This window comes from Caballeronia temeraria (assembly GCF_001544795.2).
GTDB lineage: Bacteria > Pseudomonadota > Gammaproteobacteria > Burkholderiales > Burkholderiaceae > Caballeronia > Caballeronia temeraria.
In genome coordinates this window covers 260,845-276,935 of record NZ_FCOI02000007.1, presented here as the reverse complement: position 1 = coordinate 276,935, position 16,091 = coordinate 260,845, and the positions used below count along the sequence as shown (strand labels likewise).

The 16,091-nt window shown below is 61.9% G+C and carries 18 protein-coding genes and 1 pseudogene; 10 read left to right on the top strand and 9 right to left on the bottom strand.

The annotated features are described in order from the left end of the window. Window positions 1-187 precede the first annotated feature (187 nt). The 3 genes from AWB76_RS13680 to AWB76_RS13670 are packed head-to-tail and all read right to left on the bottom strand — an operon-like array spanning window position 188 to window position 1,326. Window positions 188-562, bottom strand: coding sequence for a hypothetical protein (locus AWB76_RS13680; RefSeq protein ID WP_157696122.1), 375 nt, complete (start codon window positions 560-562; stop codon window positions 188-190). Window positions 563-581: 19 nt separating this feature from the next. Continuing rightward, the gene (locus AWB76_RS13675) at window positions 582-1,106 is read right to left on the bottom strand and encodes a hypothetical protein (RefSeq protein ID WP_157696121.1); all 525 of its coding nucleotides are present in this window, start codon (window positions 1,104-1,106) and stop codon (window positions 582-584) included. A 4-nt stretch (window positions 1,107-1,110) separates the two neighbouring features. Continuing rightward, window positions 1,111-1,326, bottom strand: coding sequence for a hypothetical protein (locus AWB76_RS13670; protein WP_061160640.1), 216 nt, complete (start codon window positions 1,324-1,326; stop codon window positions 1,111-1,113). 434 nt (window positions 1,327-1,760) lie between these two features. Here AWB76_RS13670 and AWB76_RS13665 point away from each other — a divergent pair, with 434 nt between their 5' ends. Genes AWB76_RS13665 through AWB76_RS13650 form a run of 4 tightly spaced genes read left to right on the top strand, consistent with a single transcriptional unit; the run spans window position 1,761 to window position 4,416 of the window. Next, on the top strand, window positions 1,761-3,344 hold the full coding sequence (locus tag AWB76_RS13665; RefSeq protein WP_061160639.1) for a type VI secretion system Vgr family protein: 1,584 nt from the start codon (window positions 1,761-1,763) through the stop codon (window positions 3,342-3,344). Continuing rightward, the gene (locus AWB76_RS42890) at window positions 3,295-3,897 is read left to right on the top strand and encodes an RHS repeat-associated core domain-containing protein (protein WP_082864433.1); all 603 of its coding nucleotides are present in this window, start codon (window positions 3,295-3,297) and stop codon (window positions 3,895-3,897) included. Before AWB76_RS13665 ends, AWB76_RS42890 begins: the two co-directional genes overlap by 50 nt. Before the next feature lie 12 nt (window positions 3,898-3,909). Further along, window positions 3,910-4,128, top strand: a complete 219-nt coding sequence (locus AWB76_RS13655) for a hypothetical protein (protein ID WP_061160637.1) — start codon at window positions 3,910-3,912, stop codon at window positions 4,126-4,128. A 27-nt stretch (window positions 4,129-4,155) separates the two neighbouring features. Then, window positions 4,156-4,416: a PAAR domain-containing protein gene (locus AWB76_RS13650; protein ID WP_061160636.1), complete on the top strand. Its 261-nt coding sequence runs from the start codon at window positions 4,156-4,158 to the stop codon at window positions 4,414-4,416. Between the two features lie 80 nt (window positions 4,417-4,496). Here the strand turns inward: AWB76_RS13650 and AWB76_RS13645 are convergent, their stop codons facing one another. After that, window positions 4,497-4,694 carry a hypothetical protein gene (locus tag AWB76_RS13645; RefSeq protein ID WP_061160635.1) on the bottom strand — a complete coding sequence of 66 codons (198 nt, stop codon included), beginning with the start codon at window positions 4,692-4,694 and terminating at the stop codon, window positions 4,497-4,499. A 19-nt stretch (window positions 4,695-4,713) separates the two neighbouring features. Next, window positions 4,714-5,046: a hypothetical protein gene (locus AWB76_RS13640; protein ID WP_061160634.1), complete on the bottom strand. Its 333-nt coding sequence runs from the start codon at window positions 5,044-5,046 to the stop codon at window positions 4,714-4,716. 18 nt (window positions 5,047-5,064) lie between these two features. On the opposite strand from AWB76_RS13640, the gene AWB76_RS42690 reads away from it, so the two are divergent. The 3 genes and pseudogenes from AWB76_RS42690 to AWB76_RS13630 form a co-directional block, all read left to right on the top strand. After that, window positions 5,065-6,012 carry an RHS repeat-associated core domain-containing protein gene (locus AWB76_RS42690; RefSeq protein ID WP_082864435.1) on the top strand — a complete coding sequence of 316 codons (948 nt, stop codon included), beginning with the start codon at window positions 5,065-5,067 and terminating at the stop codon, window positions 6,010-6,012. Between the two features lie 28 nt (window positions 6,013-6,040). Further along, entirely contained in the window at window positions 6,041-6,433 is a 393-nt protein-coding gene (locus AWB76_RS40890; RefSeq protein ID WP_074171346.1) for a hypothetical protein, read from the top strand. Window positions 6,434-6,552: 119 nt separating this feature from the next. Beyond that, window positions 6,553-6,936 (top strand): annotated as a pseudogene (locus tag AWB76_RS13630) (transposase domain-containing protein); the annotation flags it as partial. Between the two features lie 623 nt (window positions 6,937-7,559). On the opposite strand, the gene AWB76_RS40885 reads toward AWB76_RS13630, so the two are convergent. From AWB76_RS40885 to AWB76_RS13620, 3 genes are all read right to left on the bottom strand, one after another. Further along, window positions 7,560-7,838, bottom strand: coding sequence for a hypothetical protein (locus tag AWB76_RS40885; protein WP_157696120.1), 279 nt, complete (start codon window positions 7,836-7,838; stop codon window positions 7,560-7,562). 196 nt (window positions 7,839-8,034) lie between these two features. Then, on the bottom strand, window positions 8,035-8,175 hold the full coding sequence (locus tag AWB76_RS40880) for a hypothetical protein (protein WP_157696119.1): 141 nt from the start codon (window positions 8,173-8,175) through the stop codon (window positions 8,035-8,037). Between the two features lie 171 nt (window positions 8,176-8,346). Continuing rightward, window positions 8,347-9,285 carry a CHAD domain-containing protein gene (locus AWB76_RS13620; protein WP_244173339.1) on the bottom strand — a complete coding sequence of 313 codons (939 nt, stop codon included), beginning with the start codon at window positions 9,283-9,285 and terminating at the stop codon, window positions 8,347-8,349. A 294-nt stretch (window positions 9,286-9,579) separates the two neighbouring features. Between AWB76_RS13620 and AWB76_RS13615 the strand changes: the two genes are divergently transcribed. Continuing rightward, on the top strand, window positions 9,580-11,166 hold the full coding sequence (locus AWB76_RS13615) for an inorganic phosphate transporter (RefSeq protein WP_061160630.1): 1,587 nt from the start codon (window positions 9,580-9,582) through the stop codon (window positions 11,164-11,166). Between the two features lie 11 nt (window positions 11,167-11,177). On the opposite strand, the gene AWB76_RS13610 is transcribed toward AWB76_RS13615, so the two are convergent. Continuing rightward, complete coding sequence (locus AWB76_RS13610; RefSeq protein WP_061160629.1) at window positions 11,178-11,711, bottom strand: hypothetical protein; 534 nt, start codon at window positions 11,709-11,711, stop codon at window positions 11,178-11,180. Between the two features lie 266 nt (window positions 11,712-11,977). On the opposite strand from AWB76_RS13610, the gene AWB76_RS13605 reads away from it, so the two are divergent. Together AWB76_RS13605 and AWB76_RS13600 are read left to right on the top strand one after the other, a co-directional pair. Further along, window positions 11,978-13,156, top strand: coding sequence for a CaiB/BaiF CoA transferase family protein (locus tag AWB76_RS13605; RefSeq protein WP_061160628.1), 1,179 nt, complete (start codon window positions 11,978-11,980; stop codon window positions 13,154-13,156). Window positions 13,157-13,291: 135 nt separating this feature from the next. Beyond that, entirely contained in the window at window positions 13,292-16,087 is a 2,796-nt protein-coding gene (locus AWB76_RS13600) for a winged helix-turn-helix domain-containing protein (protein WP_063936343.1), read from the top strand. Window positions 16,088-16,091: the final 4 nt, after the last annotated feature.

Sequence of the window (16,091 nt, the reverse complement as noted above, 5' to 3'; positions counted from 1 at the left end):
CGCATTGCTGACATACATCACGCGCTCTCCACCTTACTCAACCTTACTCCGAGGGGCGTCGTTCGTGGATCGCGTACGCTCAAGTCTGCTGGGCGCGCGCCTGCATCGCACGCATGAATTTGTCGGTGGACAGAGAAAAAAGCCCCGCGTGAGGCGGGGCATGAAGGAGCGCGCGCGTCCGCTCGCTTTACGTGCTCCGAGGCACTCTCTTCAGCGCGAGAGCATTGCCGCCGTGTTCGAAGTGTTCGACGCCAAAGAAGCGAACGTCGATCCCGCACGCGTGCGCGTCCCGCGCGAGTTGGTCGCGGTTCGTTAGAGTGCGCTCGATGTCGCCGTGTAGATGCTCGATCACCGTTTCAAGCAACGACGTGGCTGTTGGGTCTGGGGTGCTTCGCTGCACGATACGCAGCGTCACCTGCAACCGGAGCAAATCGGCTTCTGCTTGCACCAGATAGCCATGTGCTTGATGGACTCGCGCGATCATTCCCGGTATCACAGGATTCGAGATCGACTCTAAGCGGGCGATGCGCTCGCTTCGTTTTGTGGAGGCGTGTTTCATCATGCTGTCTCGCTCTCCCTGTTCATTGAGCCGTTACCAGAACCGTCTCGATCTGCACGCCACCCCGCATTTCCAGCCACGCCAATATAGGTTCAGCAGCAGCGCAGATATCGCCCAGCGCATCGCGAACGCGCGTCATGTGTTCCTGAATCGTCAGCGTGACGCCTGCTAACGGAACGGCGAACTGTCTTGCATCTTCGCAGCAGCGAACCGCGACGTTCGCGTTGACGGTAAAGACGTTTTCAATCGATCTATACGCCTCGACGTCAAGCACACTGAGCGCCATCGTGAAATGACGATAGTCGGCTAGCGCGGGTAACAATGAGCGCTGCGCTTCCCGGATGCGATCATTGAAATCGGGGATAGAAATATGCCTGCCTTGACGCAACCGAATTTCTACGGATTGCCTATGCGCAATATCCTGAACATGGCGCACTCGCATAAGAGCGCGCGTATATCCATCGCTGTTACGTTCGATTGCGCGATTGGGGCAACGCTTCGAGCGGGTCAACAACGTTGACGTCGTGCCTTCAACTTCTTGCAGCATCGGTCTAGTCCTCTCGCGTGGGCCGATCGGCCTCGACGTGCCACCGGCCGAACGGTCCGGAAACGCCCCGCCACTGGACGCCGCCCAGCTCGATGCTGTTCCGATAATCCGCCAATTTTTCGAATGCCTTCTGATGCCGCGCCATGAGCGCTGGTTCGTCGTTCGGTCGTTCTGTCTGAGCGTCGGGTAAAAGAGCGTTTGATTTTTCTTGCTTGCTCATTCCTGCCTCTGTCGAAGAAGCCCGGAACCCCCCTCGCTCTCAGACGAAGGGGCGGGCGGGAACATAGCAGGGTTAGCAGACCGGGCTGTTGAACCATTACCGGCGAGCCTTGCGGCTCCCCTGCCAAGTCCCGCCCATAGGCGAGTCAAAGCACCGTGCGCCGATGGTCAAATCGGCGCGCGGGGTCCTGACGCTTCGCCCACATTGCGTGGGCGTCGCGAGTTCAAAACAGCGACAGGCTGCTAAACCTGTTTCCAGCGCAACCACGCGCTGGAATCGCCAGTATGCGATATGACCCCGCGCTTTGATTTTAGGACGATTCCGATTTTAGATTGCTGCCTATCGTCCGTGTTTTGGGCCTAAACGCTTTCCCCGATACCTCTTGAAATAAATCCCCTCTACGTTTCGCCGGTCAAAACACGCAGGCAACCCGGATGGAAACACAAGCAAAGCGGCCCACGGCGCTCGCGCGCTGGATCACAGGAAGGCAGAACTACTATCTAAAAGTCAGAGGCGCGCCGCCATCCGATGGTCTGTCGATCATCTCCGTGAAAGTGGTCGAGCGGCTGGGCAATCCCTATCACATCACGCTGGAACTGACCGCGAATGCGGAGCTGGCGCGCGCCGATTATCTCGGACGTAACGCGACGTTCAGCATCGAGCCATTACCCGGCGATGGCACGCCGCGCGAGTGGAACGGCAACGTGACCCGCTTCACGCGCACACGCAAAACGCGCGACTTCTGCGCGTATCGCGTCGTGGTCGAGTCGCCGCTCGCGCGCTTGCGCATTACCAAGCGTTCGCGCAACTATCAGAACAAGACGGTGCCCGAGATCATCGAGGCTATCTTGCTGGATCACGATTTCCTCACGCATCAGTTCTCGTTCAAGCTGCGCCGCACGTTTCCGAAGCTCGCATTCCACCTGCAACACCAGATGTCGGACTGGGCGTTCATCCATCTTCTGATGCGTCAGGCGGGCCTGTTCTGCTATACGCGCCCCGGCGATTTCGGCGATCAGGCGATCTTCGCGGATGACATCGATGGGTACGACTATAGCCAGCAAACGAACGTCTTATATCGCGAGGCGTCGGGGCTTGAAACCGGTAATGAAGCGGTCCTGTCGTTGCAGCAGCAAAGCGTGACCGTCGCGCAATCGATACGGGTACGCGACTACAACCCCCTGCGTTCGTGGGAACCATTCGACGCCGAGATCAATCTCGCGCGCGACGATAAAACCACCTACGGACAGTCCTATACGTGGGGCACTCATCATCTCGACGGGGAAACCGCCAGGTTCGAGGCGCAACTCCGCCACGAAGAAGCGTTGTCCGGACAGATCCGTTTCGAAGGCAAAGGCACGGTGTCAGCGTTCTGTCCGGGACTGGTCGTGCGTCTGGACGAGAAGCTGCCCGATGCGCCGCATGGGATGGCGCTCTGGGAAGTGATTCACGAAGCGGGCCGCGACCAGTCCTATCACAACACGTTCAAGGCGCTTCCAGCGGACCGGCCCTACCGCATCCCGATGCAGGAGCATTTGTGGCCCAAAATCGTTGGCACGTTGAGCGCCCGTATTACGACGCGCGACGACAGCGACTATGCGGAGATGGATGAGTTCGGCTATTACACGGCGCGTTTCGACTTCGATACGGACGACTGGCCCCGAGGCGGCGAGAGTGTCCGGCTGCGGCTGGCGAAGCCTTTCGCGGGCGAGAATCAGACGGGCTTTCATTTGCCGCTATTGCGCGATACGGAGGTCGGCATCGCCTTCACCGGTGGCGATCCTCGTTGCCCCTATATCGCCCATGCGCACCATCACAGCCATGCGACCGACCTGATTCACGGGCGCGGCTGGAATACGCGTAACGCGATCCGCACGGCGGCTAATAACAAGCTCCGGATGGAAGACGCCCGAGGCAAGGAAGGCGTGAAGCTGGCGACCGAATACGGCGGCAACCGATGGCGGGTTCGTGCAGGTTCCGGCGAAGAGCCGCCATGCGACGGTGTTCTATCAGAATGACCACCTTGGCACGCCGCAGGAGCTGCTCGACGAGTCGGGCAAGGTCGTGTGGCTCGCGCGATATAAGGCTTGGGGAGCACGCAAGCCGACCCCCTACGGCAAGACGGATGCGGCCGATACGGATAACGCGATCCGGTTTCAAGGTCAGTACGCGGACGAGGAAACGGGGCTGACCTACAATCGGCATCGGTACTACGACACGAGCGCGGGGCGGTTCATCTCTCCGGACCCTATCGGGCTGGCGGGCGGGGTCAACCTGTATCAATATGCACCGAACCCGGTGCAGTGGATTGATCCGCTAGGATTGGCGACAAAGCCGTCTTCGCCGGGAGCCATGCAGAAAGAAGTCGAGCGAGGCCAAGCGCCCCGAGAGGTTGAGCGAGTTGATAGAGGGCATATTCCCGACCAAGAGCCGCACGTTCATTACACTGACGGGACGTCTTCCAATATGAGTGGTGGAATTCACGATAAACACAAAGGACAGCCAAAGCCGTCGAAAAAGACGTGTAGTTGGCTTAGTAGTCATGGCTGGACTCCGCCACAATCCGACTAACATAGAGGCATCGTGAACATTTACGGATACAAAAACGAAGAAGGTGAGTTGCTTTCGCTGAATGAAGTTTCGTTGAAAGTGACGCTTGATGAATTGAAGGGAATATCCAAATTCATCGAGCATGTCATCCTTCAAATGGAGACATACGGCGATGATTTTGGCCACGAGCATCTTTCTGACTTCCTGAAGCTACGTGGAATTCCCGAAATAGTGATCGCGGGAGATTCCTGAAAGCACTTTCAACAATAGACTCAGAAAATGTCATCAATCGCATGCGAAGGCGACCGCACTACCCACGGCGGTCACATCATCACGGGTTCCGACACGATGGACATAAAGGGCCGTGGCATGGCCCGCCGAGGTGACTTGGTGACGTGCCCGGAACACGGTACGAACCCGATCATCGAATGCTCGGACATGCTCATGGACGCGAATGGCGAAGGCGTCGCGCTGGACGGCCATTTGACCGCGTGCGGCAGTCGCATATGTGCCTATGAGGATCATGGCTCAGTCGAGTGAGGAAAGAAGCTAGGGCCGACGCGCGGCTCTAGCTTCGCTTCGCGTAGGACCAGTCAGGCCCGCCTTGTGCGGGCCATTCCTTATGCCCGCTCGGTCTGCTCGCTGGCGTCGCCTTGCGCATCTTCGCCGCCGCCGAGCTCGCGCAGTTCGATGATGCCTTCCGTCGCTGATTCGAAGTCTTCCGCCGCGCCCGGATCGATCATCGAATCGTTCACCGTGTCACCGTCCACGATGACGCGGATAGCTGCATCGCCCTGATTTTCGATATGCACTTTCATTGCTGCGTCTCCTTGCGGGTTAGTGCTGGGGGTGAATGAGTTTACCGGGCGTGTACGTTGCCTCTGCGCTTGTCTGCGATCGTTCAATTTGCCGCGTGACGTCCCAAATGATTTTGGATCGATAGAAGAAGGTTCCGGTTGCACCGCTCCAGTTGAAGCCCGACGCGGCAGAAGAATCTTGAATCCCGGCGATACCGATGAAGCCGAGCGTCCCGAGGTCTAGTGCGTGATGCTTCCGCACGAGATTGCCCGGATTCATCAAGCCATTTTGCGAGAGCAGGAACGCACTGTTATTCCATGCATCGATCGATACGCCCGACTTGTCACATAGCCTGATGCCGCTACGCTCCATGACGGCGACGTGCTGCTGATGGAAGAGCGCTTCGAGGCAATGCCGCGCGAGTATGGACGCGAGCGCAAGTCCGCGAACGGCCGCTATGCGATGGTGCGCGAGGATGCACAGGACGCGTATTCGCTGCCGGTCGCGCAGCGTATGCGTACGCTCGACGCGAACTATCAGTGGACACGCGCGTCGTTGTATCTGCATGAGCCGGGGACGTTCGTGCCGCTCGCGCGCCTCGATGAAAAGCTGGTGGAACCGGCGTTTCTCGCGACGGGAACCGATGGCGGGTTCGTGCAGGTGCCGGCGAAGAGCCGCCGTGCGACGGTGTTCTATCAGAATGACCACCTTGGCACGCCGCAGGAGTTGCTCGACGAGTCGGGCAAGGTCGTGTGGCTCGCGCGGTATAAGGCATGGGGAGCACGTAAGCCGACGCCCTACGGCAAGACGGATGCGGCCGATACGGATAACGCGATTCGCTTTCAAGGTCAGTACGCGGACGAGGAAACGGGGCTGACCTACAATCGGCATCGGTACTATGATCCGCAGACGTGGCGGTCCATCAGTAAGGATCCGATTGGCCTAGCCGGTGGACTCAACGCGTTCCAGTACGCGCCTAACCCCATCGAGTGGGTCGATCCGTTGGGACTGTCGACGACGCCAGCAACAGCGGGAAGAAAGCAAACTTCAGCAAAGGCGAATCAGAACGCGAAGTGCCCTTGTAGAAAGGTGTGGGAAGTTAATCGCTTTGATCGGATCTGTGAAGCAATGTTGAACGGAACCCGAGTCACATATTTCCGTCATCCCACCACGGAATTGTGGTGGTCTCAAGACACTGACGGGCACGGAGGATCAGCTTGGAAGGTAATGGCCCAAGTCGGCAATAATCTTGTTCATCGGCAAGACGCCGATATTACGGCGACTATATGGATAAGCACAAGGGCGAGACCGGCAAAACAATGCCTATGGGTGGTATGAAATGCCGGGATGCCAAGGGGAACGGGTAATGATTCATAGCGCAGAAGAATTCAAGCGATATGTTGAAAGCGATGATGAAGATGAATTCATGAAATCGCGCGAAGCGGCCGCCGACAATGTATGGTTTGACGTTTTAACAAAGTACCCTGAGTTGTCCCGCCAGGTTGCGTTCAACAGCACAATTTCGCTAAGTGTGCTGGAGAGATTATCGGAAAGCGAAGACAGTGAGGTTCGCTGGGACGTTGCAACGAAAAGACGGATTAGCCGTCCGATCTTCGAGCGTTTGGCACATAATTCAGATTCGAGTGTCAGGCATCGAATTGCCTGCAACCCAAAAGTGCCAGCAGATATTCTCCTCCAGCTTGCCGCAGATGAGGATGAGCTTGTTGTAGAGGCTGCAAGGAAAAGATTGAAGGTTTAGCAACAACACAAAGGGCCGCTGCCGCGGTAATGCCGTTCAGTTAGCGCTGAACGGCATTTTTGTTTGTGGAGCGAGAAGTGGTTGTAAACGGAGCGCCGGGCTGTTAACTTTCCGGTGCGATGCTTGCTGACCACCTCACTTATCTGATCGAAGCACAAGAGCCGGCCGATCTGCGACGGTTGGCCGAGCATCTGCCCTTCGAGTGGATCGAACGCGCAGTCCAGGCGACCGGCACGGCGAGCATCCGTCGCCGTCGCCTTCCGGCCGAGCAGGTGGTGTGGCTGGTCATTGCGCTGGCGATGTACCGTCACTGGTCGATCAGCGAGGTCCTTGACAGCCTCGATCTGGCCTTGCCCAACGAGGCCGCCCCGTTTGTCAGCAAGAGCGCTGCGGCGCAGGCGCGCCAACGTATCGGCGAAGCGCCGATGGCGTGGCTGTTTGAACAGACCGCGCGAGCGTGGACGACTCAGGACGCGGCCCACCATGCGTTCAAGGGCTTAAATTGACGAACGCTTGCGTGAGGCGATTGATTGCTTTTGCCATGATTCACCCCACATATCGACCCACAAAATGAAAGCGGATTCGCGCGGAAAAGTGCGGATTGGCGTGGTGCGAATTTCGGTCTATTTAAGTGATAGATAAGGGATTTCTGGATAGATAGGGAATGGCGCGGAACTCAAATGGGAGGTCCCTCTCTCCGCCAGAATCTCAAGCCCTTGATCTTCAAGGGCTTTTCTATTTCTGCGCCGCATGTTCGTCGATTGCGCACCTGTCTGACAAACGCGAAACGCCTAAAGGCGTTGTTTCGGTTCTCACGCGCTGCGCATCGATGCCTTCGAAACTTTCGTCAACTTCCTAATGTCTTCGCCTAGCCGCGCAATATGGGGCCAATCAGTGCGATGAAAAATTCGGATAACTGAATAAATCAGCCAGAAAGAAATGTCGTAAGAGTAATGGGCGCCGGTATGACTGAGCCTCTAATAATGCTCGAAGAACTCTCGCACATGGCAGGGCGCAGCGGCCCATGCACCCATCTCTTACGACATTAGAAGGATAGTCGATGCCGGCAGGAAAGGAATCGGATAAATCGCGTTCCGCGACCGATGACTTCGTACCGGCGAACGCCTCAGCGACGCACCGGTTTGCGGGCAAATGCCGCGATAGGATCGTCGTCCGGGGTGTCGGCCGCAGTCCGAACCGGCGCCTTGTGCCGCGCTTTGCCGACTTGCGGCGATGCAGCGGAGTTCGACTGAGTGCGGGCGGGCTCTGTGCTCGCGACCCAGGTTTCGGTGTATTTCGCGCTTGCCGGCGCAGCCGCCGCCAGAAGCGCAACGGCGACCGGCACCAGCAGTATGCTTTCTGTTCGCATGGTTGTGATGGTCAGGTTTGAACGGATGGCTTTCATCGAACATCGGCCGGACTGCACGGATGGCGAGAGCGTGGCCTGACCAGCCCATCGACGGAAATGTGCAGTTCGGTCAACCGCGAAGCCGCTTTTAAGAACCGAAGGCGTGCATTTAAGCGGCTTCAGCAGCAAAAAACGTTCGGAAAAATCCGATTACCTCGACCCGCGACGATCCTTTACGTTCGGCCCCCGCCGCTCACGCGAAGAGTCGCCCGAGCGCACGCCAGAAAGCATGCCAGCGGCCAGGTCCGGCGACGCGCGCCGCATTCATGTCGCGCCGCCAGGTCGCATCCTCCTGATCGTCGCGCGCCCGCGTGACGAGTGTTCCGAAGTACATGGCCATCCCCTTTGCGCGTATCGATGACGGAAGGCGTCGCCATGTGTGACTCGCGTGACGGGCGACTGCCATGCATTCAGGATGCCGATCCGCCCGCAACCGCGAAACCCGGATGACGCAGGGAGCGGCGCCGCGCGCGGAGATGGGCGAAAGGAGGGGTGCGGCGTCGCGTCAGACGGGATGAGGCAGCGAGCGCAGACGCTTCGCCGCCACGCGCGCTTCGTCGCGGGCCGCCTTGTTGAGCCAGCGCACGGCTTCATCGACGGCAGTCTTGTCGTTCAGCCCCGCCGCGACGCGCCGCAAGACGGCTTCGCTCGCGAACACGTCATGAAGGCGCACGAGTGCGGACTGCGCCGCGACGAGATGCGCCATCGTGTGCCGCTGTCCGCGCTCGAGCAGTGGCGCGAACAGCTCCATCAGGCATTGCAGTTTCGCCGCCGCCTCCTCGATGCTGTGCAGCGTCTTTGCATCGACGCGCTTCATGTTGGCCGCGCGTTGTTCGCGCCGGCTGAGCAGGTCATCGGCGAGCGAGACGCGCTGGCGCGCGAACGCTTCCAGCGTGCGATCTTCGCCGCGCGCCTCGAGACGCCGTCGTGCATCCGCGAGGGCGCGGCGCAGCAACACATCGACATGTGCCTTGCGCAGCGCCACGCAGCTCGTCGCCGAGGCCGCGCGCCGTTCCTGCCGCAGCGTGCGCACGACGGGTTCGAGGCGGCCAGGATGCGCGTCGGCGTGAGACAGCAGCTCGCACGCGGCATCCAGCTCATGCGCTTCGCCCGCGATGTCCGCGAGCCGTTTGAAGCGCTTGCGTACGATGCGCGCTTCCTTCTCGTCGAGCAGCGGCTCGAAAGCCCACCACAGCGCCCGCAGTTGCCGAAGCGCCGAGCGCAACCGGTCGAGCAGTTCGACATCGGCGCGCTCGGCCATCCATTCAGTTTGCTGGAAGGCTTCGCTCGCGAGCGGCGCAGTCAGCATGACGAAAGCATCGGCGACAGGTTGATCGCGAAGCGCGTACGGATCGGAAACGCGCGAGCGCGTCGCATCGGAATGCGGGCCGAGCGTGCTGCTCAGGCTCCTGCGGACAAGCGCGGGGTCGAAGTTCAGTGTCATCGTCTCGGTATGCACCTGGATCGCACGGCGCTTCTTTCTATTGCATTGTCTTATGCGCGCCGATGGCCCGCGCCGGCGTTCCGGCAAGCGGGCTGGCCGGAAACATAGACATGCAAAGTGTCATCGGTGTGACAGCGGGCGGATTACTCGATGAAATCGTTTTCGCGTCCACGACACCCTTCGAAGTCGCGCGACGTGAAAGTTTTACTTGAACTGTTGACACAAAAATTTCACGGTCGGAAACGTCGACGGATCGTATGCTTTGCTCCGCTACGGTAAACGCGCGGGGCGAGCATGCCGGATATCGCATTTCCTCAGCAGAGCGGCGTCAGCGAACGCACGCGCCGCACCAGTCTCCTCGTATTCGCGCTCATCCTCATCGGCGGTATCGGTTATGTCGGATTACATCTGGCGACCGATCTCGAATCCGTCCGGCTGAGTTCCGCACTTCCTTATTTCCTGCTCGGCGTCGCGCTTCTGATTGCGCTCGGCTTCGAATTCGTCAACGGTTTTCACGACACCGCGAACGCAGTCGCGACCGTCATCTATACGCATTCGCTGACGCCGAATCTCGCGGTGGTCTGGTCCGGCACGTGGAATTTCATCGGCGTGCTCGTGTCGAGCGGCGCGGTCGCGTTCGGCATCCTGCAACTGCTGCCCGTCGAGCTGATTCTGCAGGTCGGCAGCAGCGCGGGTTTCGCGATGGTCTTCGCGCTGCTCATCGCCGCGATCATCTGGAATCTCGCGACGTGGTATTTCGGCTTGCCGTCGTCGAGCTCGCATACGCTGATCGGCTCGATCATCGGCGTGGGTCTCATGAACCAGTTATTGCGTGGACCGAACGGCACGAGCGGCGTCGACTGGTCGCAAGCGGCGGGCGTCGGCAAGTCGCTGCTGTTTTCGCCGATCGTCGGCTTTATCTGCGCCGGGCTTTTGCTGCTGCTGCTGAAGGCGCTCGTGCGCGTGCCGGCGCTCTACAAGGAGCCGAAGAAAAATCATCCGCCGCCGTTCTGGATTCGCGCGCTGCTGATTCTGACCTGCACGGGCGTCTCGTTCGCGCACGGTTCGAACGACGGGCAAAAAGGCATGGGCCTCATCATGCTGATCCTGATCGGCACGGTGCCCACGGCCTATGCGCTCAACAAGGCGGTGAGTCCTGCCGAAACGCAGAGCTTCATCGCCATCGCGCACGAGGCATCGGCGACTTTCGCGAAATATCTCAACGGCGCGCCGCCTTCCACCGATGCGCGTGAGGACGTCCAATCCTACGTGCGCACGCGCCAGCTTTCGCCGGCGACCGTGCCCGCGCTGAAGCAACTGACCGATCTCATCGCGCAACAGGTCGGCGCGTCGGGTTCGCTCGCGGCGGTGCCGCAGGATCTCGTCGATAACGTGCGCAACAACATGTACCTTGCGTCCGAAGCGATCCGCCTGATTGAAAAGGCGAACACGCCCGCGTTCGCGCCCGCCGACCGCGGCGTCATCGATGCCTACAAGAAGCAGCTCGATCACGCGACGAAGTTCATCCCGACGTGGGTGAAGGTCGCGGTGGCGATCGCGCTCGGGCTCGGCACGATGGTCGGCTGGAAGCGCATCGTCGTGACCGTCGGCGAGAAGATCGGCAAGCAGCATCTGACGTACGGGCAGGGCGCATCGGCCGAACTGGTCGCGATGCTGACCATCGGCGCGGCCGATGCCTACGGCTTGCCCGTCTCGACGACGCACGTGCTGTCTTCGGGCGTCGCCGGGACGATGGCCGCCAACGGCTCGGGGCTGCAATGGAACACCGTGCGCAGTCTCGTGCTCGCGTGGGTGCTGACGCTGCCGGCGTCGATCGCGCTCGCCGCCGGGCTCTACTGGGTCTTCAGAAATCTCTTCTGAACGCGTGACTGTCAGTCGTTCGCCGGGCGGCCGGTCTTGACCGTTTCGAGCGCCTTGATCGCTTCGACGAGGCGCTTTTCGGGCGCGGCGTCGAGCATGGCGAGCGCGGCGCGCAGCAGTTCGCTCTTCTTCACGCGCACGCCGTTCTTCTGGCATTTTTCCTTGAGCGTCGCGATCTTCGCGTAGTCCGACTTGGGCATCGTGAAGCTGTCGCGCACGACTTTCTCTTTCTTCACGCGCTTGGCTTTCGCGTCGGCTTTCGGCTGACTTGCGACAGTCTTCTTCGCCGCGACGGTCTCGGATGCGGGCGCTTTCGCGGTTTTCTTCGCGACGGGCGTTTTTTCGGCCGGCTTCTTTGCGGTCTTCGTGGCCTTCGCGGTCGTAGCCGGCGCTTTCGCCTTCGTTTCCGGCGTCGCGGCGGCCTTCGGCTGTGCCTTCTTGCTGGTCTTGCCGTCGGGCTTCGCCGGCGCAGATGCCGCTTCCGTCGCGCCCTTGGGGAAATGGAACGCCTTCTTGGTCGGCGCCTTGACTTGCGGTGTGCTCATCCGTTCTCTCCTGTCGTGTGCGAAGAAAACAGTATATACGGTTTATCGGCGCGCGCGTTTGCTCGACGTGCCGGGAAACGCGTGTCGCTTCAACGGGATAGACGCACGGCCCGCGAGTTATCTACACGCTTGTCCACTGAAACTGTGGATATGTCCGCCGATGCCGCGCGATCCGTTCGACCGCTGCGCCCACCGTTCGCGGGGGGGACTGAGGCCGGCCTCCTCCGCTACCCTGATTGCCGGCTATGGGTCCGGGAGACGAGGCGATGGGCGTTTTGAGCGGCATTCGCGTGCTGGAATTCGAGGCGATCGGCCCGGCGCCGTTCGGAACGATGCTGCTGGCGGACATGGGCGCGGACGTCTTGCGCATCGACCGTCCGGAGGCCGCCGACGATCTCGGTCCGAAAAGTCCGGGCCCACGTTTCGATCTGACCGGGCGGGGCCGCCGCTCGGTCACGCTCGATCTCAAACAGCCCCACGCTGCCGGGGCCGCGCTCGATCTGATGTCGCGCGCGGATGTGGTCATCGAAGGCTTTCGTCCCGGCACGATGGAGCGGCTCGGGCTCGGTCCCGACATCGCACTGAAACGCAATCCGAAGCTCGTCTACGGCCGCATGACCGGCTGGGGGCAAACCGGCCCGCTGGCGCAACGCGCGGGGCACGATCTGAACTACATCGCGCTGTCGGGCGTGCTGTCCGGCATCGGCCGAAAGGATGAGGCGCCGGTGCCGCCGCTCAACCTCGTCGGCGACTACGGCGGGGGCGGCATGCTGCTCGCGCTGGGCGTCGTTGCGGCGCTGCATCACGTCGCGCGCGGCGGCGCGGGCCAGGTCGTCGATGCCGCCATGACCGAAGGCGCCGCGCAACTCGGCTCCGTCTTTTGGGGGCAAGTGGCGGCGGGCAACTGGCGCGAGTCGCGCGAAAGCAATCTGATCGATGGCGGCGCGCCGTGGTACGACAGCTATCGCACGAAAGATGGCGAGTACATGGCGGTCGGCGCGGTCGAGGCGCGCTTCTATGCCGCACTGCTCGACAAACTCGGCCTCGCGCATGCCGGCCTGCCGAAGCAACACGACCGTACCGGCTGGCCGATGCTTCGCGAACGCTTCGCCGAGGTCTTCTCGACGCGCACGCGCGCCGAATGGTGCGCAATTTTCGCGGATTCCGATGCCTGCGTCGCGCCCGTGTTGCGCTTCTCGGAGGCGCCGTGGCATCCGCATCACATCGAGCGATGCAGCTTCGTCGAGCACGCTGGCGCCATCGTGCCCGCACCGGCGCCGCGCTTTTCCGCGACGCCATCGGACATCGGCGCGCCCGCGCCCGCGCGCGGCGAAGGCGGGCTCGATGCGCTGTCCGACTGGGGCTTCGATGCAGCGCACGTGCAAAGGCTGCGCGCGAGCGGTCTGGATTATGGCGATGCATCGTCATCCCAAAAAAAAGGATGACGTAACGTACGCAGGTGCAACGGAGAACACCTCGTCGCTAGCCCGTGACAACCTCTATAGCCATGTCCGGTTGCGGTGCGATAGCGTATGCACTGTGGATGCACCGCGCAGGCGAGGAAGGGGGCGAAGCAACAGATGTCAGTCAGTCCGGAGAAGTTTCTCGATGGTTTGAATGCGGCCGAGCTAAAGCCGCTTGTCAGCAGCAAATGGGTCGTGCCATGCAGCAACCGGCGCATCGCGCCGCGTGAACGTCTGTTGTCGCGCATGACCGCCGAGCGCAGGCGTTGCTGCTTCGTGCTGCAAAGCCCGGCGGGGTATGGCAAGACGACGTCGCTCGCGGCGTGGTGCCGCGCGCTGGTGCCGTTCGGCTACGACGTCGCGTGGTTTTCGCTGGATGCATCGGACAACGATCCGGGCGTCTGGCTCGACTATCTGCTGACGAGCGTGGGCCGCGTCAATCCGGCCATCTCGCGTGAAGCCATGTTGATGCAGGGCTTCGGCAACAATCAGGACGGGCTCGAGCGTGCCGTGATCGCGCTGGTGCGCGGCATCGTGCAGCATCGGCGCGAACTGGTCATTGCGTTCGACGATGCGCATCATCTGACCGATCCGCGCATCCTCGAGGCGCTGCAGTGGCTGCTTGACTATGCGCCCGCGAATCTGCATCTGGCGTTTGCATCGCGCGGGCCGATTCCGCTGTCGATGGACCGTCTGCGGGCGCAGGACCAGACGCTGGAATTGAGTCATGCCGATCTGCGCCTGTCGCCCGAGGAAGCGGAAAGTTTTCTGAAGACCCAGCTCGGCGAAGTGGATGCCGCCAGCGCACGCCGTCTGAACGATCTGACCGATGGCTGGGTCTCCGGCCTGCAACTGTTCTCCCTGAGCCTCAAGAAAAAGCGCCGCGCGACGACCTCGGGCGCAATCGATCTGGCCATTCAGGAGCACGTGCGCGACGCCGGAACGTTCGCCGTGTACTTCGAGCGCGAGGTGCTGTCGAAACTGGCGCCCGCCGAGCTCGACCTGCTGACCCGTGCGGCGGCGTGCGACCGTTTTTGCGCATCGCTGTGCGCGGCGCTGTTCGTGCGCGACGTGCCCGAGCGCGGCGGCATGGTGAATCGGCTGGCACGGCTGGAGGGCGACAACCTCTTTATCACGCCGCTGAATCAGAGCGGGCAGGAGACGTGGTATCGGCTGCATCCGCTCCTGAGGCAGACGCTGCTCGAGCGCTTCGAAAGCTGGAGCGACGGCACGCGCCGCGAAGTGCACGCGTGCGCGCGGCAATGGTTTCTCGAACACGGCTATCTCGGCGAAGCGGTTCATCATGCGCTCAAGGCGGGCGAGCCGGCGCTGGCGGCGGCCCTCATCGAACAGTGCGCGCAGACGCTGTTTCTCGGCGGGCAGATGCGCACGCTCGCCGCGCTCGTGCGGCAGTTGCCGCAGGCGCAAGTGCAATCGAGCCTGAACCTGCGCATCTGGATGGCGCGCCAGCAGTTGTTTCATATGGAACCCGATGCATGCGCCGCCGGCCTCGATGCCCTCGACGCCGATCTGCCGCCGCAACGCGCCGCCGAGCGCTTCACGGTGCTGGTGCTGCGCGGCGCGCTCGCTATTCAGCGCGACGACGCCAATCTCGCCATGTCCTTGCTGCCGAAGCTGCTGGACCCGCCGCCGTCCGCCGATGCCGTGACATTGGCGGGACGCAACAACGTGCTGTCGTGGATCTACATGCAGCGCGGCGAGTTCCAGGCGGCGCGCGACATTCAGGACGACCATGCCCATCCGCGCGATGCCGAAGCGGCGCCGTTGATCGGCACCGGCGCAGGCGTGTTGATGGGCCGATGCTTCGTCGGCCTTTCGCACGCGCTCGAAGGGCAGATGATTCAGGCCGAGCGGACCTATCGCGCGGTGCTGCGCGAGGCGGAGCGGCACGGACGCGCGGCGAATCAGTCGGCGTGTGTCGCCGCCGTGCTGCTCGGCGAGGTGCTCTACGAACAGAATCAGACCGAAGCCGCCCGCGAGTTGCTCGAACGGCGCGCGGACGTCTTCGAGCGCGTCGCCGTTGCCGACGTCGTGCTGCGCGGCATGCTGGTGCTGTCGGGCGCGCGCTGGGTGGCGGGGCATCGGCTCGATTCGTTCGCCTGGCTGGAGCGGCTGGAAGATCACGGCACGGCGACGGGCCTCTCGCGGCTCGTCGGCATCAGCCTGGCGGCGCAGGTGTTTCGCCGTCTGTCGAACAACGAATACGACGTCGCGTCAGGCTGCCTCGCGCGGTTGCAGGCGCTCGTCGCCGCGACGCCCGAGCGCGATGCGCGCAGTTTCGACGGCTTGCGTTATGCGGCGCGCGCGGCCGCGATCCGTCATCAGATGGCGACCGGCGATCTCGAACAGGCGGCGCTGCAACTCGACGCGCTCATCGACTATTGCGAGGCTCACGGCCGTCAGGGCCACGTTGCGCCCTTGCGGCTGCAGCGCGCCGTCGTCGACATGAAGCTGGGGCGCGCGGCGCAGGCACGAACGAACATGGTGACGGCGCTGTCGATGGGGCATCGCATGGGCCTGTTGCGCAGCCTGCTCGATGCCGATGCCGGCGCGCTCGATCTGATCGCCGAGTTCGCGCGTCAGGCGCCGTTCGATTCGGTGCTCGCGTTCTACATCGAACGCCTGCAGGCGGCGGCGCCGCGCGTGGCAGATGAGCTCGCGTCGCGGGGACGGACGAAGCCGCGTCCGGCCGACGGCATGCGAGCGTTGTCCGAACGCGAGCTCGACGTGATGAAGCTGCTCGCCGAAGCGCTCTCGACCAAGAAGATCGCGCGGGCGCTGGGTCTGTCGCCGGAGACGGTGAAGTGGCATCTCACCAATATCTACGGCAAGCTCGGCGTCAGCGGGCGCGATGAAGCGGTCGAGCGCATGCGCGATCTGGCCGCGCACTGAGCGC